Source organism: Paenibacillus sp. J22R67 (assembly GCF_059692175.1).
This window is the reverse complement of record NZ_JCAUAX010000002.1, coordinates 320,262-339,763: the sequence shown is the minus strand read 5'-3', so window position 1 is coordinate 339,763 and position 19,502 is coordinate 320,262. Positions and strand designations below refer to the sequence as shown.

The following is a 19,502-nucleotide window of genomic DNA, read 5'->3' as shown; positions in this document are numbered from 1 at the left end:
GTGCCTCTATTGTAACGATGTTGGATGGATGTCCAATATCATAGCGATAGGGGTATTTTTCTGTGAATTGTATGTTATATAAACTAACATAATTTAGTTTTTATGAAATATTAAGAATTTTATGTTACATATATTGACATCATTAAGATGCAAGCGTAGTATTATTTACAAAAAGAATGTTAGAAATCCGTACTATTTTTCAAGAAAAATGATGTGAAGGTTCAAAGATTTATCTAAAAAGTACGAAAGGAGCGAAACATGGAAGAGAAAGTTAACCGGCAACTATATTCAGACCTAGATGATTTGGATTACAGAATTGTTAAGTTCTTAGAGGACAATGCGCGTATGCCTTTTACGCAGATAGCAAATGAATTAGGTGTTACTGAAAGAACAATTCGAATGCGAGTGCAGCAAATGCAAAGCGATGGAATTCTCAGTTTGGTAGGCGTCGTTAACCCTATAAAAGCGGGTATTCGCATGCAGGCTTTGATCCAAATCGCTGTAGATCAGAACAAGCTTCATCTAGTCGTAGAAGAATTGATGAATACATATGAAGCGCGGTTGGTCGTACTAACATCGGGTGATTATCAATTGATGATTCAAGTTTTTACGCGTGACTATGAAGAGCTTTCGGAGTTTTTGATGAATAAACTCAATAGGATTGACGGAATTACAAGAACGAATGTGATACTTGAGCTAAAAGTGTTGAAATCTCGCCTGAAGTTTATTCGCTAGACTAATAGTAACGGAGGAGAAACCTATGTTCACAAAAAGGTATATTCGTTTGTTATTAGCCACATCTGTAGTTGGTACAATGTTTACTCTTACTGCATGTGGCGATAGTTCTACTAATACGATGGGTTCTACCAGTCCAACCCTAAGTGCAACTACGGCAAGCAATGCTGCTCCATCCGGAACAAAAATACTCAAGATCGGTTTAAAAGCAGATCCACCAAACTTGGATCCATATGGGTCATCAGCTCTAGTTGATCGTATGGTTCAAAATAGTATTTTCGATAAACTATTCGACCTTGATAAGGATGGCAAGATTATCCCGATGTTAGCAGAATCTTATGAAGTCGACAAAGCAGGCAAGACCTATACGATTAAACTGAAAAGTGGCGTGAAATTCCAAGATGGGACAGACTTTAATGCAGATGTTGTAAAGTTTAACTTTGAGCGCAATAAAGAGGACAAGTCCAAGCGCAAAAACGAGTTGAAGTTCGTTGATAAGATAACAGCTGTAGAACCAACCACCGTTCAAATTGAGCTATCTCAACCATTCTCTCCTTTTATTTCGGTACTAACTGACAGGGCTGGAATGATGGTTTCACCTGATGCTGTAAAAAAATATGGGGATGACTTTCTTAATCATCCAGTTGGTAGTGGCCCATTCATTTTCGTTGAACACGTGAATGGCGATCATGTCACATTGAAAAGAAATGATAATTATTGGAATGGGATGCCAAAACTCGATGGAGTCGAATTTAAAGTGTTCACGAATGGACCTGCTGCGATTCAAAATTTGAAGTCGGGTCAGCTGGATTTGCTGGATGATCTTACTGTAGCAACCAAACTTATACCGAGCATTAAGGAAGATGCCAATTTAACCGTTATCTCAAATCCGGGCATGGGGTATCAAGGCATTCATTTAAATACAACCAAAGAACCATTTACGAACAAATATCTTCGTGCAGCTGTCGACAGTGCGATTGATCGCGAAACCGTTATTAAAGTGTTGATGGATGGATATGCCAGTCCAGCTAATTCACCATTCGCTCCAGGGAATCTGGCATATGGTGATTCAGACAAAGTTGAAAAGCCAAATCCTGCAAAAATTAAAGATTTGCTAGCCAAAGGCGGAAAACCAGACGGTTTCTCCTTCAAGTTCCAAATCGGGACTTCTCCATCCCAAGAACAGTTTGGAGCTGTCGTACAAAACATGCTAAAGCCATATAACATAACAGTTGAACTGGAAAAAATAGAGTTCGGACAGTTGTTAGAAAACGGTGATAAAGGCAACTTCCAAGCCTTGCAAATTGGCTGGTCAGGGCGTCCAGATCCAGATCAAAGTTTCTATGATTTCGTTGTAACAAAAGGGCCGCAAAACTATTCGCATTCATCTATTCCGGAGATTGATAAATTGGCTACCGAAGGAAGACAAGAATTAGAAGATACCAAACGTAAAGCCATCTACGACAAAGCAATGACTATTCTGCATGATGAAGCTAATTATGTGTACCTTTACCATATTAACAACGTTTTTGGTCTATCCAAAAAAATAAGCGGTTTTAACTATGTGCCTGATGGTGTCTTCCGCACCGCAACTTTAGATAAGAAGTAATCACTTTGATATCAAGGGGAGGACTTGCATGAGTTTCTTAATTCGCAGAATTGTACTCACTATTCCAATACTCTTCTTGGTGTCGATCATGACATTTTCCCTGATCCATTTAATCCCGGGCGATCCCGCTCGGGTCATCTTGGGTCAGGAAGCGACACCGGAAACGTATCAAGCCTTAAGGCACGAATTGGGGTTGGATCAACCCATTGTTATTCAGTATGTTAACTGGTTAGGGAAAGTGCTGCGTGGTGATCTAGGGATGTCCATTACCGATCATGTTCCCGTGATTCAGTTAATCTCTCAACGTTTACCGGCAACGATAGAATTGACTATCGGAACATTTATTGTGGCTGTGCTCATTGCAATTCCTACTGGCATTCTTGCGGCATCGCGAAGAAAAACTTGGATTGATTATACAAGCACATTCACAGCGCTTGGCGGAATGAGTGTGCCGAACTTCTGGCTCGGCATGATGCTTATCATTTTTTTCTCGGTAAAACACAATTGGCTGCCCTCATCCGGATATACACCGATTACGCAAAATTTGGCACAGAATTTAACAGCTATGATTCTCCCATGCGTTGCAACAGGACTTCGGGAATCTGCCGTATTGATGAGAATGCTTCGCTCAAGCTTGCTTGATGTTGTCAATTTGGATTTTGTAAGGACAGCAAAAGCAAAAGGACTAAGTGAGTTTCATACAATCATAGGACATGTGCTGCGCAATGCGATGATACCTGTTGTAACGACATCTGGAATTATGATTGCAGGACTTCTTGGAGGGCTTGTGATCACGGAATCGATCTTTTCAATTCCGGGCTTTGGTCGCTTGATCGTTGAATCTGTTTTCAAACGGGATTATGTTACTGTTCAAGGTGCCATACTTATTTCCGCTGCATTGGTTGTACTTGTCAATTTATGCGTAGACCTGCTCTATGCTACTATCGATCCTCGCATCAGGGCAGGAGAGGGGTGAGAATAATGAAGGAATTCAAGAAGTTTTTACGCACAGGACTAGGATTAATTGGCGCTGTCATCATCCTGTCCTTACTTCTTGCAGCTATTTTTGCTCAACAAATTGCCCCGATTGACCCTAATGCTCAAGACTATAACCATATTTTAGAGAAGCCGAGTAATGATCACCTATTTGGTACGGATGATCTTGGTCGTGATATATTCTCACGCGTTATTCATGGGGCGCAAATTTCTATTAAAGCCGCAGTGATCTCCGTTGGCATTGCCTTACTTATTGGTATTCCTATCGGTCTGTTATCTGGGTATTATCGCGGTTTTTGGGACGAGTGGATCGTTATGAGGTCTGTTGACGCCATGCAAGCATTCCCTTTCCTCATATTGGCATTAGCCATAGCAGCGGTTCTAGGGTCAGGCTTCGGCAATGCAATGTTGGCTATTGGAATTGGCTTTGCTCCATCTTTTGTTCGCATTACTCGCGGTCAAGTCTTAGCGCTGAGAAATCTGGAATATATTCAAGCTGCGAAGGCAATTGGCGTTAAAGATCGAAACATTATCTTTGGTCATATTCTTCCAAATGCATTAAGTCCAATTATTATTCAATCTACCTTAGCAATGGCATCTGGTATTCTGGCCGAAGCTTCCTTGTCTTATCTGGGTCTTGGCGTGCAGCCGCCGGCACCATCTTGGGGAAGCATGCTGAATCAAGCTCAAGGTTTGCTGTCAGCAGCTCCTTATGCCGCTTATTTCCCTGGTGCTGCAATCTTCCTTGTTGTTCTAGGTTTTAATTTACTTGGGGATGGTCTGCAACAATATCTAGATCCAAAGGTAAAGTAATAGGAGGTGCAGCTAGTGAGCTTACTATTAGAGGTTGCAAATCTAAGAACAAGTTTCAGGACAGATCATGGAAAGATAACTGTTGTGGACGGAGTGAACTTCAGCGTTCTCCCCGGTCAGACATTAGGAATTGTAGGTGAATCCGGAAGCGGCAAGAGCGTGACAAGTCTGTCGATTATGGGTCTTCTTCCTCAGACAGGATATGCTGAAGGTCAAATTCGATTCAATGGTCAGGACTTACTTACCTTCTCAGAAAAACAGATGCAGCATATTCGCGGAAACGAAATTTCCATGATTTTTCAGGAGCCCTTAACCTCCTTAAACCCTCTACATACCGTTGGCCGACAAATTGAAGAGTCAATCCGCATACATCAAAAGCTAAATAAAGCTAAAGCGAAAAACAAAGTAATAGAATTGTTAAAGGCTGTAGGTATGCCGCGACCCGAAGAAATCTATGGTGAATATCCATATCAATTATCCGGTGGGATGAGACAAAGGGTTATGATTGCGATGGCTATGGCCTGCGAGCCTAGGCTAATTATTGCGGATGAACCGACAACTGCGCTGGATGTTACCATTCAAGCACAAATTCTTGATCTTATGCGGGAATTAAAGGAGCAGACCGGTACTTCTATTTTGTTAATTACGCATGACCTTGGCATCGTAGCAGAAATGTGTGATCAAGTTATCGTCATGTATGCCGGGCAGGTCGTCGAAGAGACAGATGTAAATACTTTATTTAGTCCGAAGCATCCGTATACGATAGGTCTTATGAACTCGCTGCCCGATATAAATAAGGATATGGAATATTTGGATACCATTTCGGGTTCCGTTCCACTTGCTCATCAAATGCCGCATGGCTGTAGATTTTCTACACGATGCAGCCAGGTGATGGAACAGTGTTTGTTAGAGCCGCCGCCATTATTTACAAAAGCAAATCATAAATGTAGATGTTGGTTGTTTACAGAAGGGGGACATGAGCATGAACAAACCGCTCCTGGAAGTGAAGGGATTAACCAAATACTTTCCTACTAAAAAAGGTTTTTTCAACCGAACGAATGGTTATGTAAGAGCTGTGGATGGTGTCAATTTTCAGGTATCCTCGGGAGAGACCCTAGGCATTGTTGGTGAGTCTGGCTGCGGGAAATCAACGACAGGGCGGAGCATTCTCAGATTGATCGAGCCGACCGCAGGAGAGGTACTATTCGAGGGTAAGGATCTAGCCAAGCTTTCCAATGAAGTCATGCGCAGAATGAGAAAAGATATTCAAATTATTTTCCAAGATCCTTATGCATCGTTAAACCCGAGAAAAACAATCCGACAAATTTTATTGGAGCCGCTTCATGTTCATCACTTGGGCACTAAGGCCGAGAGGATTCAAAGTATTGAAGAGATGATAGAAATTGTTGGTTTGAAAAAGGAACATTTGGATAGATATCCGCATGATTTCTCGGGCGGCCAAAGGCAGCGTATTGGGATTGCACGTGCACTTATTGTTAAACCGAAGCTTATTATCGCGGATGAAGCGGTTTCGGCGTTAGATGTCTCCATTCAAGCTCAAATTTTAAATTTGTTAAAAGATCTTAAAAAGAAATTGAATCTTACTGTTATATTCATCTCTCACGATTTATCCGTCATCAAACATACTTGCGATCGCGTAGCGGTCATGTACTTAGGGAAAATTGTTGAGATTGCTGATAAGCAGGAACTTTTCCGAAATCCATGCCACCCGTATACGAGAGCGCTGCTTTCAGCATTACCCATCGCAAATCCGCTTGCAAAAAAAGAGCGCATTATTCTTAAAGGTGATCTGCCGTCTCCTGCAAATCCACCGTCTGGTTGTTCGTTTCACACGAGGTGCGAGTATGCTAAGGATATCTGTAAATCGGTCGCTCCCTCACTTATCGAAATATATACGGGCCAAGAGGTTTCTTGCCACTTCTTTCAAGAAGGAAATCATAACTCAGCGAATTCACGAGGATACGTGGAGAAAAGAGGTTAAACATGAATTATGACGCGACACAGTATCCTTATTCGTCAAGAAGAAATACCGTTTTTTCCAAAAATGGCATGGTGGCTACTTCTCAGCCGCTTGCTGCTCAAGCAGGACTAGACATTCTGAAAAAAGGAGGCAACGCGATTGATGCAGCGATTGCCACAGCCGCCTGTTTAACGGTTGTTGAGCCGACATCAAATGGAATAGGAGGAGATGCGTTTGCATTAGTATGGGTAAAAGACCAATTATGTGGACTGAATTCCAGCGGGCCTGCACCCAAATCCATCACAATTGAAGCGGTTAAGAATGCGGGTTATGAAGAAATGCCGAAGTATGGATTTATTCCTGTGACGGTACCAGGAACGCCGGGTGCTTGGGCGGCTTTGTCCAAAAGATTCGGTAGGCTGCCACTAACGGAGGTCTTGAAGCCAGCTATCGAATATGCTGAACATGGATATCCTTTATCGCCAACTCTAGGAAAGTACTGGGCGGCTGGATTTGAAAAATTTAAAACGGAAGCTGTTGGTGAACAATTCGAAAGTTGGTTTAAGACTTTTGCGCCTGATGGCAGAGCGCCTCGCATCGGAGAGGTCTGGAAGTCACCGGATCATGCCAGAACGCTAAGGCTGATTGCAGAAACCGAGGCAGAAGCCTTTTATCGCGGGGATTTAGCTGACCAGATCGACCAATTTTCTAAACAATATGGCGGTTTTATAACCAAAGAAGATCTTGCTGATTTTTATCCAGAATGGGTAACCCCCGTTCATGTCAATTACAGAGGCTACGATGTATGGGAAATCCCACCCAATGGGCAGGGGATGGTCGCTTTGATGGCACTTCAAATATTGAAAGGGTTTAATTTTACTGCCAAGGATACCGTTGATGTGTACCATAAACAAATTGAAGCGATTAAGTTGGCTTTTGCCGATGGATTGCGCTATATTACGCAGCTTGATAAGATGACGGTTTCCGTTGATGATCTGCTGTCCGAGAATTACGCTGAACGCAGAAGAGCGCTACTTAACGATAATGCTGCACGACCTGTAGCAGGAGAACCTCCCAAAGGCGGCACTGTTTATCTTTGCGCGGCGGATAATGAGGGAAATATGATCTCCTATATTCAAAGTAATTATATGGGATTTGGATCTGGTCTTGTCGTTCCAGGGACTGGAATTGCCTTGCAAAACCGTGGTCATAACTTCTCACTTCAGCCTGATCACAACAATTGTTTAGAACCAGGTAAGAAAACATTCCATACGATTATTCCAGGATTTTTATCTAAAAACGGAAAAGCAGTTGGTCCCTTTGGTGTGATGGGCGGTTTTATGCAGCCACAAGGCCATGTCCAGATTGTTATGAATATGATAGATTTTCATCTTAATCCACAAGCGGCTCTAGATGCACCTAGATGGCAATGGATTAAGGATAAAACCATACTTCTGGAGCATTCCGTTCCGGAACATATTGCACAGGAATTGGTTAAAAGAGGGCATGAAATTGAATGGGCTTTGGATTCAGGTTCTTTTGGTAGGGGGCAAGTTATTATTCGTGATGAACACAATGTTTATGCTGGAGGAACTGAGCCAAGAACTGATGGATCTGTAGCAGCATGGTAAACTTTAATACTTGTTATCACTATGGAGCCGTGTAAATCGCGGCTTTTTTTATGGTAATATGTTAAAGAGTATGTAGCTCCTACTTTAGAAGGAGGATGAAGGTGAAGTATTCGGTCTATTTGGGTATACTCTCGTCATTAGTATCAGTAACGCTATGGTTAGTTCTTAACTTCTACAACCCATACAATCCTGAGCAAGTAAGTAATGACGTTATATTAAGAACGGGTTTGTTCCTTTTGGCACCAGCATGTGCAGCACTCATAGGCTCAATTATTAATATGCGTTTCATAATGTTCTTAGCCTTCTTCTGGTCGCTTCCTCTAAGCCTTTATTTAGCTATGACACCCAGTATCTTTAAATTGTTCATAGTCACTTCTATTTGCTACCTTCTGACTGGCATACTTATGAGGAAGCGACAGGAAAAAAGCGGAGGGCTGCCGCACGACTTGGGCTAAGAAATCAGCGTCAGCATCTGATAAACTTGGCGTTGATCTCCTTTTAACCGGACATAGCGACATTGCATTTGGGAGGAACCATCACCATCCAAGTAGATGCCGTCTACTAATCTTCGGTCGCCTAGCTTTTCGAGAATGGCTGCTCGGAACTCTGCTATTGTACAGTTTGTAGGTGTAACAATCATATACATGTTCTCCTGGTTATCATAAACAATCGCCGTACGCATACGACTTTCGTCATAAGCAGGCATCTGCTCAGAAATCATATCATTTTCCCAACCAAAGCCATCGCTAAGCCTCATACTGACACCACCCTGGGCCCAATAATGATGCTTATCTGTAACGTTCAGCTCTCCGGCATGAGTGACTACCTGAATCGAGAAGTGCTTCGTGACCTCATCCCAAACGAGTGTTCCACGTCTTAAGTTAGTGTCGATGCCTGTGTTGTACCAGCCAGAACCGTAATCACCAGGTAATCCTTTCAGTGGTTGATCGTTGATAACCGCAATGCTGAGCAGAGCTCCCTCCCAGAAGAATCCGCCGTTAATGCCGTAGTATGGCGTTTTGGTTACATTGGAATCGATGGCTTGAAGTCGAATATTATCCGGGGTAGTCTGAATAGTATGTAATACGACTCCATTTGAGGCTTTCTGTTTTTTAAAATGATAATTATGGGGAAGTGTATAATCCTTTTGATAGTAACTAATTAGTGAAACAAGCAATATGACAAAGGCAATAAGAATCAGATGATTACGATTAAATTTTGTAAGTAACAGTTGCGATAATCTCGAATTGTTCACTAGTTACTCCTTAATAGATCTTCTATATTTGTTCCAACAATATCATGAATTAGCGATATATGTATATAAAAAAGGCTGCCGATCCAGTATCGACAGCTTTATTCATTTTCTATATCTTCTCGAAAGAGTAACTTTCTAGGACGAATGACTGGAATAATTGGGCTGGGTAATTTAGTTCCCTATCTTTATTTACAATAATTCCATGGGTGGAAAAAATCCCTGACGATAGCGGCAGCGATTGGAAGTCTCCTTCATCTAACTCTTTTTCTGCTGCGATCTTTGGAATGAGTGCAAAACCTATGCCGCACTGTACAGCTTTTTTTATCATTTCGATACTCGGATATTGAATAGCATGACTCGTTTCAACCCCAGTTTCTTCTAATATCATGTTGGCATGGGTATGATACAAACAACTGTTACCAAAACTGATCACGGTTTCATTGTTTAGCACTTTCAAACCATTCGTCTCGACCTTATTAGACAATTCATGTGAGGCAATGAAAATCAATTCTTCCCGCAGCATGGGGTAAAAAATAATGTCATCTCGCTCCGGATTGCGAGGTACAACTCCAAAATCAACAACATGCTGCGACACATCATCGATAACATCTTGATGATATCCCGTCTCCAGTTTAAATTTAACCATTGGATGCTCAAGACGAAATTTCTGTAGGAGCGAAGACATTCTCGTTACAAAAAAAGACTCATGCATACTTAGGTGAATCGTCCCTTTTGGTTGATTGGACTCACTCATGGCTTCTTCTAAAGTCAGCCCTAAATGTACAAACTGATGGGCAAATTTAGCAAGCTTTAGGCCTGCTTCGGTCGGCTTAACGCCTCTTGATAAACGGTAAAAGAGTTTTTGACCACAAGCCCGTTCCAGTTGTTGAATATGGTTTGTAACCGTAGATTGAACATAGCCTAATTTTTCTGACGCACGATTAAAGCTCTTTTCCTCCATCACGGCAATGAATGTCTTGAAAAATCTCCCCTCTAACAAGTCAATCATCATGCTTGCATCCCCTTAGTTATTTGGTTTTGAAATAACAGATATTGAATCTTTCCATAACTGAAATAGATGACCATATGATAACATAACGTCTAAGCAAATAAGAAATTTGTAAATTATTGCTTGTGATGTGGTTAGAAAACGTAAAATTTCCAGTGAATTTAAGTGGTTTTACCAAAGGCTCCTTTAGTCCCTAATTGCTGTATAACAACGCAAACGGATTGAAAGGAGTTTTAATTTTTGGGGAAATTGGGAGGTAGACAGAATGAAAACGATTGAGGGGCCACACACAGAGAAAGTAAGTTTCAATAGGCTTAGGAAGAATGATAGGGTAACAGGTTCGGAGGCAATTGTCAGAAGTTTGCTGATCGAAGGTGTGGAGTGTGTTTTTGGTATTCCAGGAGGAAGTGTCCTGAACATTTACGATGCCATTCATGACCTTCCAGAGTTAAAACATATTCTAGCACGTCATGAGCAGGGGGCCATTCATGCAGCAGACGGTTATGCACGTGCTACAGGAAAAGTTGGGGTTTGTTTTGCAACATCGGGGCCTGGGGCGACTAATCTAGTTACGGGAATCGCCACCGCGAATATGGATTCTGTTCCATTAGTTGTGATTACAGGTAATGTCTCGACCGAATTACTTGGTACTGATGCGTTTCAGGAAGCAGATATTACTGGCATCACGATGCCGATTTCCAAGCACAACTTCTTAGTTCGTGATGTTAATGAGTTGCCAAAGATCATTCATGAAGCCTTTTATATAGCTTCCACTGGACGAAAGGGGCCAGTTTTGATCGATATTCCTAAGGATGTAACGAGCCAGCAGATGGTATTTCAATATCCAGTAGATAAACCTGAGATTCGGGGATATCACCCTGATATTGTTCCCAATTTAACGCAAATCGATAAGTTACTCATGGCTATCGAAAATGCTGAACGTCCTGTTATTTTGGCTGGCGGAGGCGTTATCTATTCAGATGCATCCAAGGAATTACTAGAATTTGTAGAAAAGACCCGAATACCGGTTACCACGACTTTGCTTGGATTGGGAGCATTCCCTAGTGCACATGAATTATGGATGGGTATGCCCGGAATGCATGGAACCTACACAGCAAATAAAGCCTTGCAAAATTGTGATCTTCTTATCAGCATTGGAGCACGTTTTGATGACAGAGTAACGATGAAAACTAGTGGATTTGCTCCAAAGGCGAAAACGATCGCACACATCGATATCGATCCTGCAGAAATTGGGAAAATCGTGCAAACGACGATCCCTTGTATTGGCGATGTGAAATTGGTGCTTCAAAAGGCAAACGTTCAAGCAAAGCCGGCAAAATCAGAAGCATGGTTGACAGAGATTCAAGCAAACAAAAGAGAGTATCCACTTCGATATGAGGATTCGGAAATGATTTTAAAACCACAATACGTTATTGAAATGATCAGTGAAACAACGAGTGGTAAAGCGATTGTTACTACAGATGTTGGCCAAAATCAAATGTGGGCCGCACAGTTTTATAAGTTTAGGCATCCGCGTTCGATCATTACCTCAGGCGGACTTGGAACAATGGGCTTTGGTCTACCTTCCGCAATAGGGGCACAAGTAGGTAATCCAGACAGACTTGTGGTGTCCGTCAATGGCGACGGAGGGATTCAAATGTGTACGCAAGAGCTTGCGATTTGCGCAATTCATAACATACCCGTAAAGATCGTTATTCTGAATAATCAGGTTCTAGGCATGATACGGCAATGGCAAGAAATTATCTATGATAATCGTTTTAGTCATATGGAGCTCTCTGGTAGTCCTGACTTCGTAAAACTAGCAGAAGCTTATGGTGTTACAGGGCTCAGGGCTACGAATAAAGAAGAGGCACGTGAAGTGTGGAAAAAAGCGATGGACATACAGGGACCTGTTCTTATTGATTTTGTTGTCAGTCAAGAAGAGAATGTCTATCCAATGGTTGCCCCGGGTGGCACGATAGATGAAATGATAATGGGGGAAGAAAAATGAAACGTCACACGATTTCTGTGCTTGTAAACAACCATCCGGGTGTTCTACAGAGAGTTGCGGGCTTATTCGGGCGTCGCGGTTTCAATATTGATAGTATCACGGTAGGCCAGTCAGAAGATCCTGAATTGTCCCGTATGATCATTGCGACGTCAGGGGATGATAAGATGCTTGAGCAAGTTCACAAACAGCTTAATAAACTAATTGATGTTATTCAAATTATTGAATTAACAGCATATCCACTGGTGCACAGGGAACTTGCGCTTATTAAAGTAAGTGCAGTGTCCAAACTGAAACAGGTTATTTTGGCTATGGTAGAACCTTTTCGTGCCTCCATTATCGATGAAGGATCCGAGAGTATGATCGTTCAAGTTGTTGGAGATCAAGATAAAATTAATTCATTAATTGAGCTGCTCAGACCCTATGGTATCTTGGAGCTGACCCGTACTGGTTTGACGGCAATGACTCGCGGAAACCGCATAGATGAAGTAAGGGAGGTAGAGATATCATGACAACACTCCATCATGACATTGACTTAGACAATGCCATTTTATTTTATCAATATGTAATGGTCATGAAGGACGGGAAAATGATCGGAGGAGGGCTTATTGGAGCCTACAATGAAAATGAGATACAGGTGGGTAATAACCTATATTCACGTGTGAAATCAACCTTTATTGCTGCACCAGCTCCTCAAGCTTCCATTTATTTGTGATGCCTTTCTATGATAAGTCAAACTGAAATAAGGAACCACCAGAAGGTGGCTCCTTATTTTTCGTGGTTGAAATTGGTAATTTAGCAGTGCGCTAACTCTGAACGGTAGCTTTATCGGCCAGCTTTAATTCGATAATATGATTGGATAATAAGTCCATAAATAGTCGGGTAACCTGGCTTATATATTTATCTTTATGGTGGATGATGGCAATTTCCCTGCTAAGCGTTGGATTCACGATCTTAATGGCTTTTAACTGTGCATCGTTGTACAAATTCAAGTACGTTCTAGATAGGGCAGTCACTCCGGCACCAGCTTTTACAAGGCTAATAATGGTTTCGATCGCAGTCGTTTCGATGATTGGTTCAATATTAAAGCCAGAGGTGCTGCTGGTTAAATCAATAATTTGACGGCACTTGTGAGTTTGAGGAAACATGATGAAGGGATATTTGCTGATTTCGTCAAAGTCAATGCTTTCTCGGTCGGCCAAAGAATGGTCTTTAGAAACCGTCAAATAAATATCTTCTTTGTACAAGGGGTATTTGACAATCCGATCATCTTCGATAGGAAGAATGGTAATGGCCAGATCAATCTGATTTTGAATGATCCTTTCTACAATATCATCAAAATTTACGATTTTAATTTGCACATCCGGATAAATGTTGTGAAAATCGATCAATAAAGACGAAACGAGCTGCGTGAGCTCTCCGGGGAGTGCACCTATGGATAAAGTTCCTCGTGTAACCTTCTGGAGCTCCATAATTTGCACTTTAACATTCTTCAAAGATGAAAAAATCAATTTGCATTCGTTTAATAGAATGTGGCCTGCTTCCGTTATGGCAATTTTTTTACCGATTCGGTCAAATAATGGAACCCCAAGCTCATCCTCTAGCATCTTAATTTGATGACTCAGGGTCGGCTGGCTCATTCCCAGTTTCTCCGAAGCCCTTGTGAAATGCAATTCTTCACAAATTGCCGAAAAATATTCCAATTGTCGAAACTCCATGGGTATACCTCACTTTTTGTGTTCGTCTAGACAAATATTAGTATGTACGACGTGAAAATGATTAATGAAATGAATGATAACGATAGAATATTGAATATTGATACTTTTCATCAATTCATCAATAATGATACGTATGTTGGTGGAAGGAGTGATTTTATCATTTATACAACCTTTACCTTTGAAAAGCAAGATCAACTAAATATTTCTTATATTATCTACCTTTTAATAGGTAAAACAAGTAGGGGGTTATCCATGGAACATTAGCTGAGAAGGTAGTGACTTATATTTTCACAATCATTGAACTCGCATTTGAAATTCCACAATAATTTGTATAGAAAGTAGTGACCATTATTCATGCAAACCATAACTGCCGTACAGAAACAAAAAAGCTTAGGTTCCGTACAATTCTTACCCGTTAATCTATTTGCGTCGGTTATGGGAATTTCAGGACTGGCATTGGCTTGGAGACAAGCAAGTAAGCTATTCGGTACATCACTCCTAGTCGCTGATATCATCGGGATTATAGCAATTGTAGTATTTATCGCTTTAAGTTTAGCTTATATTTCAAAATGGGTTCTATATCCACAGAAAGTCAAAGCCGAATTCATGCATCCGATCACGGGCAATTTTTTCGGTACTATCACAATTGCTATTTTATTGTTATCTTCCGTAATAGGTACTTACAGTCATATATTAGGACAAGTGGTTTGGATAATCGGAACCGTCTCGACATTAGCGCTTAGTTATATCATTGTTACGCGCTTGTTGAATGGGAATATTGAGCACGGTCATGCGGTACCTGCTTGGTTGATTCCTGGGGTAGGGACCCTTGATATTGCCGTTGCCGGCGGGTCAATGCCATTGCCTTGGGCACATGAAGTTAATTTGTTTTCGCTAGCGATTGGCGGAGTTGTTGCCTTAATTTTTCTTACCATGATCTTGTCTAGATTAATTCACCATGATCCCATGCATGCAGGATTAACACCCTCGATGCTTATCATGATTGCGCCGTTCGAGGTTGGTTTTCTCGGTTATGTGAACTTCGAGCAACGCATTGATCAGTTCGCTTCCATCCTGTTTTACTTTGGTTTATTTTTGTTCATTGTGTTGTTTTTCAAAGTATTCAAGAAATCGATCCCATTTGGAGCCTCTTGGTGGGGGGTAAGTTTTCCGCTTGCTGCTCTTAGCAATGCAGCCTTGCAATACGCGATGTTCGTAAATTCATGGCTTTTAATCGCGATTTCCACCATTATTCTAGCTTTGTTAAATATCGTTTTGATCGTTCTCTTTGTTCGCACACTAAAGTCGCTGTTTAATGGGACTTTACTTAAAGGATAATGGACTGCTTCTTTATCACCAAACAACAGCCCAATGGATTTAGAAATAAATCTTTGGCCTGTTGTTCATTTCTAATAGGCCTGATTATAATGCCCACCATAGAAAATCCGCATCATTATGATAGAAAATAGGACATTGATGGTTAAGTGATGGCTTCTTATAATTAGGATACATCGCGAGAAAAGAGAGAACATGAGATGAATGTTTCGGTTGTAAAGAAAATAACAAACAGTTCAAAAAGGAAATCCTTATTTCACTTCACGAGAGTGCGCAACTTAGCTTCAATTGCTCATCTTGATGCTTTGTATGCATGTCTTGAAGTTGATCCTAGCTTATCAAGCGAAAGACGGGTTGTCCGTAAAGAAATTCAATTTCACGGTCATGTTTTTGTAGCAAACGCTCATCTTCGAATCTCGGATCAAGTTATGGATCCACAAACCACTCATGAAGAGTTTCATACTTATCTGGATCAGCATGTATTTTTTTGGCCAACACAAAGAGATTGTCTTAAAATGCTGCAGATTTATTCAAAAAGAGAGCCAGATGAAGCTTATGCTATCCTTCAATTAGATGCAGAGGCCTTGATCAGTAACTGTTATGACGCTGTTAAGTTGAGTAAATACGATTCGGGAAGCTCGCCGCGTTACCCCAATCGTTGTTCCTATAAAAAAAGTTTGCAAATGTTTTTGCCACTAGACCAATTTGAGATTGCACGCGAAAATGATGTGCCCACCAAACCTTCTGAGATACGCGAGGTTCTTGTGGAAGAGAAAGTGACGAACTTGTCGCAATATTTAGAAGCTATTTATTGTGAAAGTAGTGAAGGACTTGCAGAAAGATGGCTGAAATATGCACAAACGTTTCAGGAATTTAAGAAAGCTTTCATGATATAGGATTCGTAATTAGCCGAGTATTTTATTGAGTACGATTGGAAGAATAATAAAATATGATAGATGAACGGAATTGCATTGAAAGGAGAACGATTAAAATGATTTGGAATACCCTACTATCTAAAAGGTTCTTGTCAGCATACATTTTAGTTATTCTCATGCTTGTCGCGGCAGTGGTTCTACAACAGAAGGATATCCTCTTCCCAGAAATTGCTGGTATGGCGATGGGGGTTATGGTGTTTCCAGTAGCACATTGGATAAAGAAGCCCGTTCACTTATGGCTTGCTCCAACATTAGGTGCGTTCATTGGTACTGCTTTGAATGACGTGACTCTGACACCTCAGTCTAAAATATTGCTTGGTCTCGTAATTATTGTCATTCTTATGCATATATTTCGCGTCAATTTTGGACCAACGATTCCTGCAACCTTGCTGCCGATTTTTTTAGGCTTGCATGACTATGTTTTTGCAACAACAACGGCTATTTTTACGTTTGTGATTATGTTAGCCGCTTTTAGAATGAGAAATTCAGAAAAGTTGCCTGATGGTCCAGAAAAGTTTCGCAAGAAAACAGATACGGTTATCATAACCATTGTTTTAGCTCTTTGGATTGGGCTGGCATTCGCAACAAATCTAGAAGTTATCGTGGTTCCGCCTGTATTTGCCCTTATTTTTGAGGTCTTTCATGCGGAGAACTTTAAATGGAAATTGATTCCATCTCGTTTAGCTGTATTGACGGCAACAGCCATTCTTTCCGTTGGGGTCATTCATTTATTGCCTGGTTCAATCATTTGGGTTGGTATCATCAATGTAGTGATTACACTCCTTCTTTGTAAATGGTTTAAAGCACCTGTTCCTGTTGCTTTTGGTGTCTCGTTGATGCCGCTTATCTTCCCAGCATGGGGGACTTGGGGTTTTCCAGTCGGCGTTTTTGTCACAACAGGAGTTCTAATGTGCATCTGTGCAGCCTATCGTCAGTTTAGAAGTAGACAAGCAGTTTAATAATAGCTATTTAATGGACAAGTATCCATCACTGGTGCGTGCATGGAACTAACCAAACTAGAAAAGAGTGTCGTGTTATGAAAAATGATGAAATGCTTGCTGTGCTGAAAGCATTGTCTAATGAGACGCGGCTCAACATCCTTTGTTGGCTGAGCGAACCGGACAAAATGAACCAAGAATTGCCGAACGTAATCAAAGTTGAATTTCCAGGGGGAGTTTGCGTGGCAAGTATTCAGGAAAAAGCCGGATTGGCACAGTCCGTTATTTCCACTTACTTGTCCTCTATGCAGAAAATTGGGTTGCTGGAGTCTCGTCGTTATGGCCAATGGACATATTACAGACGTAATGAGCAGGCCATTGATCATTTCTTGGAGAATTTTGCCGCTGGCATGCAAGCTAAGTAAATATAGAGCTTCTGGGCAGAATACAGTTTACAAAAAAGGGAATCATTTGATATTATAAGGTCAATATTCAAACGCGATGATTAGAAGAGTAAGGGAAAAAGATCTTACACAGAGAGCTCCGGCAGCTGAAAAGGAGTAAAGAGCCTTTCCACGAAACAAGTCTATGAGCAGCATGTTGGAACCTTCTAAGGGGATGGCATGACGGGAGCTCCCGTTATTGAGCTAGAGTATAAGCATTGTCTACAATGCCGTACTTGAAGAGGTTAATATGGCGACATATTAATGAACCTGGGGTGGTACCACGAAAATTTCGTCCTCAAGACTGAAGGTCTTGGAGGTGAAGTTTTTTTTATTTTAACACCACTTTCGCGTTTATTAGGAGGAGTCGACATTGGACAATAAGCAAGAGCATGTAACCGAAAAATTTATTGTCAAGTTAATTCGTGAGGAGCTTGAAGAGAAAGCATTTGGCAGGGATATGTGCACAAGATTTCCTCCTGAGCCTAACGGCTATCTTCATATTGGAAGTGCCTATGCCATACACACGAATTATACAATTGCCCATATGTTTAACGGGACGTTTCATCTACGCTTTGACGACACGAATCCTCTTAAGGAGGATATCGAGTATGTGAACGCAATTATTGAGGATATCAGATGGCTTGGTTACGATCCGGGGGAACATATCTACTATGGTTCGGATTACTCGAACAGTATCTATAACGCGGCTATCACTTTGATCAAACGTGGGAAGGCCTACGTATGTGATTTAACGCCAGAGGAAGTAACCGAGTATCGAGGAACATTGACGGAGCCAGGGAAAGACAGCCCTTATAGAAACCGAACAATCGAGGAAAATCTAGAGCTTTTTGCGAAAATGAAAAAGGGAGACTTTCCAACTTCCTCTAAAGTTGTTCGTGCCAAAATCGATATGCGTTCATCGAATCTAAATTTAAGGGATCCGGTCATTTATCGAATCATTCATGCTGAGCATTATAGAACGGGAAATGACTGGTGTATCTATCCTATGTATGATTTTGCTCATCCTATTCAAGATGCGATTGAAAGTATCACCTATTCTTTGTGTTCTATTGAATTCAAGGATCATCGGCCTTTATATGAATGGGTCTTAAAGGAGCTTGAAGTCCCTGAACCTCCACGGCAAAGGGAGTTCGGTCGGCTGAACTTAACAGGTGTCGTGACGAGTAAACGCTTTTTGAGGCAGCTGGTAGATGGGGGACACGTGGATAGTTGGGATGATCCCAGACTTCCTACCCTTCGAGGATTAAGAAGGAGAGGTTTTACACCAGAAAGCATTCGCAGCTTTATTGAGGAAATTGGCAGCATCCGGACCCAAAGCACGGTAGACATTTCGCTCTTGGAACATTGTCTGAGGCAGGATCTAAAAGAAAAAACAGTCAATATGATGGCTGTTATGCAACCATTGAAGGTAGTCATTACCAACTATCCCGAGAATGCCGTAGAGATGTTGTTGATTGAAAACAACGGTGAAAACGAGGCACTAGGGAAAAGAGAGGTTCCTTTTGCTAAAACAATTTATATCGAACGTGACGATTTCATGGAGGTACCATCTAAAGGCTTTCACCGACTTAGTTTGCATGCAGAAGTGAGGTTGAAGGGGGCATATTTCATTCGGTGCGAGGATATCGTAAGGGATCATGTTTCGGGTGAAATCACTGAACTCCGTTGCACCTATGACCCTGTCACCAAAAGCGGTACAGGGTTTACAGGGCGTAAGGTAAAAGGGACGATCCACTGGGTTTCTGGGGAGCACGCCGTTAAGACAGATGTTAACCTTTATGAGAAACTACTTCTTGACCAGGAAGTTCCGAAGGACAGCGAAGATTGGACGAAATTAATGAACCCTGACTCGATGGTTACTATAAAAGATGTATTAATGGAACCTTACGTTGAGCAAGCACTCCCTGAACACAAATTCCAGTTTTTACGTCATGGATATTTTTCGCTAGATGCTAAAAAGTGTAGAACAAGTGACCGTCTTGTATTTAACCGTGTCGTTCCGTTAAAAGATACTTGGAGCAAAAAAATGAGTTAACAAGACAAGGCAGCCGATTATTCCTGACGGCTGCCTT

18 protein-coding genes and 1 other annotated feature are annotated in these 19,502 nt (G+C 41.4%); of the genes, 15 read left to right on the top strand and 3 right to left on the bottom strand.

All coding sequences use genetic code 11. The annotated features are described in order from the left end of the window. Nucleotides 1-258 precede the first annotated feature (258 nt). From AC58VC_RS07660 to AC58VC_RS07630, 7 genes are read left to right on the top strand one after another with little or no spacing between them, the layout of a single operon-like run. On the top strand, nt 259-735 hold the full coding sequence (locus tag AC58VC_RS07660; protein ID WP_497368245.1) for an Lrp/AsnC family transcriptional regulator: 477 nt from the start codon (nt 259-261) through the stop codon (nt 733-735). A gap of 25 nt (nt 736-760) precedes the next feature. Then, nucleotides 761-2,344, top strand: a complete 1,584-nt coding sequence (locus AC58VC_RS07655) for an ABC transporter substrate-binding protein (RefSeq protein ID WP_497368244.1) — start codon at nt 761-763, stop codon at nt 2,342-2,344. Nucleotides 2,345-2,372: 28 nt separating this feature from the next. Further along, nucleotides 2,373-3,320: an ABC transporter permease gene (locus AC58VC_RS07650; RefSeq protein ID WP_497368243.1), complete on the top strand. Its 948-nt coding sequence runs from the start codon at nt 2,373-2,375 to the stop codon at nt 3,318-3,320. A gap of 5 nt (nt 3,321-3,325) precedes the next feature. After that, nucleotides 3,326-4,153: an ABC transporter permease gene (locus AC58VC_RS07645; RefSeq protein ID WP_497368242.1), complete on the top strand. Its 828-nt coding sequence runs from the start codon at nt 3,326-3,328 to the stop codon at nt 4,151-4,153. Between the two features lie 15 nt (nt 4,154-4,168). Further along, on the top strand, nt 4,169-5,188 hold the full coding sequence (locus AC58VC_RS07640; RefSeq protein ID WP_497368241.1) for an ABC transporter ATP-binding protein: 1,020 nt from the start codon (nt 4,169-4,171) through the stop codon (nt 5,186-5,188). Then, nucleotides 5,136-6,155, top strand: coding sequence for an ABC transporter ATP-binding protein (locus AC58VC_RS07635; RefSeq protein ID WP_497368240.1), 1,020 nt, complete (start codon nt 5,136-5,138; stop codon nt 6,153-6,155). The genes AC58VC_RS07640 and AC58VC_RS07635 overlap by 53 nt, the downstream gene beginning before the upstream one ends. Before the next feature lie 2 nt (nt 6,156-6,157). Further along, nucleotides 6,158-7,765 carry a gamma-glutamyltransferase family protein gene (locus AC58VC_RS07630; RefSeq protein ID WP_497368239.1) on the top strand — a complete coding sequence of 536 codons (1,608 nt, stop codon included), beginning with the start codon at nt 6,158-6,160 and terminating at the stop codon, nt 7,763-7,765. A gap of 451 nt (nt 7,766-8,216) precedes the next feature. On the opposite strand, the gene AC58VC_RS07625 is transcribed toward AC58VC_RS07630, so the two are convergent. Beyond that, nucleotides 8,217-9,020 (bottom strand): phosphodiester glycosidase family protein, encoded by an 804-nt coding sequence (locus AC58VC_RS07625; RefSeq protein ID WP_497368238.1) that lies wholly within the window; start codon nt 9,018-9,020, stop codon nt 8,217-8,219. A gap of 109 nt (nt 9,021-9,129) precedes the next feature. Next, nucleotides 9,130-10,032, bottom strand: a complete 903-nt coding sequence (locus AC58VC_RS07620; RefSeq protein WP_497368237.1) for a LysR family transcriptional regulator — start codon at nt 10,030-10,032, stop codon at nt 9,130-9,132. A gap of 262 nt (nt 10,033-10,294) precedes the next feature. On the opposite strand from AC58VC_RS07620, the gene ilvB reads away from it, so the two are divergent. From ilvB to AC58VC_RS07605, 3 genes are read left to right on the top strand one after another with little or no spacing between them, the layout of a single operon-like run. Beyond that, nucleotides 10,295-12,040, top strand: coding sequence for a biosynthetic-type acetolactate synthase large subunit (ilvB, locus tag AC58VC_RS07615; RefSeq protein WP_497368236.1), 1,746 nt, complete (start codon nt 10,295-10,297; stop codon nt 12,038-12,040). After that, the gene (gene ilvN / locus AC58VC_RS07610; protein WP_497368235.1) at nt 12,037-12,549 is read left to right on the top strand and encodes an acetolactate synthase small subunit; all 513 of its coding nucleotides are present in this window, start codon (nt 12,037-12,039) and stop codon (nt 12,547-12,549) included. The genes ilvB and ilvN overlap by 4 nt, the downstream gene beginning before the upstream one ends. Then, a complete protein-coding gene (locus AC58VC_RS07605; protein ID WP_497368234.1) occupies nt 12,546-12,752 on the top strand; it encodes a hypothetical protein in 207 nt (68 codons plus the stop codon). Before ilvN ends, AC58VC_RS07605 begins: the two co-directional genes overlap by 4 nt. Before the next feature lie 91 nt (nt 12,753-12,843). On the opposite strand, the gene AC58VC_RS07600 is transcribed toward AC58VC_RS07605, so the two are convergent. Then, nucleotides 12,844-13,755, bottom strand: a complete 912-nt coding sequence (locus tag AC58VC_RS07600) for a LysR family transcriptional regulator (RefSeq protein ID WP_497368233.1) — start codon at nt 13,753-13,755, stop codon at nt 12,844-12,846. 354 nt (nt 13,756-14,109) lie between these two features. On the opposite strand from AC58VC_RS07600, the gene AC58VC_RS07595 reads away from it, so the two are divergent. The 5 genes from AC58VC_RS07595 (at nt 14,110) to AC58VC_RS07575 (ending at nt 19,465) form a co-directional block, all read left to right on the top strand. Further along, nucleotides 14,110-15,093: an SLAC1 anion channel family protein gene (locus AC58VC_RS07595; protein WP_497368232.1), complete on the top strand. Its 984-nt coding sequence runs from the start codon at nt 14,110-14,112 to the stop codon at nt 15,091-15,093. A 197-nt stretch (nt 15,094-15,290) separates the two neighbouring features. Next, on the top strand, nt 15,291-15,986 hold the full coding sequence (locus AC58VC_RS07590; RefSeq protein ID WP_497368231.1) for a DUF7002 family protein: 696 nt from the start codon (nt 15,291-15,293) through the stop codon (nt 15,984-15,986). Nucleotides 15,987-16,081: 95 nt separating this feature from the next. After that, nucleotides 16,082-16,984 carry a hypothetical protein gene (locus tag AC58VC_RS07585; protein WP_497368230.1) on the top strand — a complete coding sequence of 301 codons (903 nt, stop codon included), beginning with the start codon at nt 16,082-16,084 and terminating at the stop codon, nt 16,982-16,984. 77 nt (nt 16,985-17,061) lie between these two features. Beyond that, nucleotides 17,062-17,388 carry an ArsR/SmtB family transcription factor gene (locus AC58VC_RS07580; protein WP_497368229.1) on the top strand — a complete coding sequence of 109 codons (327 nt, stop codon included), beginning with the start codon at nt 17,062-17,064 and terminating at the stop codon, nt 17,386-17,388. Nucleotides 17,389-17,455: 67 nt separating this feature from the next. After that, nucleotides 17,456-17,709, top strand: a binding site (T-box leader). A 70-nt stretch (nt 17,710-17,779) separates the two neighbouring features. Beyond that, nucleotides 17,780-19,465 carry a glutamine--tRNA ligase/YqeY domain fusion protein gene (locus tag AC58VC_RS07575; RefSeq protein ID WP_497368228.1) on the top strand — a complete coding sequence of 562 codons (1,686 nt, stop codon included), beginning with the start codon at nt 17,780-17,782 and terminating at the stop codon, nt 19,463-19,465. The last annotated feature ends 37 nt before the right edge of the window (nt 19,466-19,502 follow it).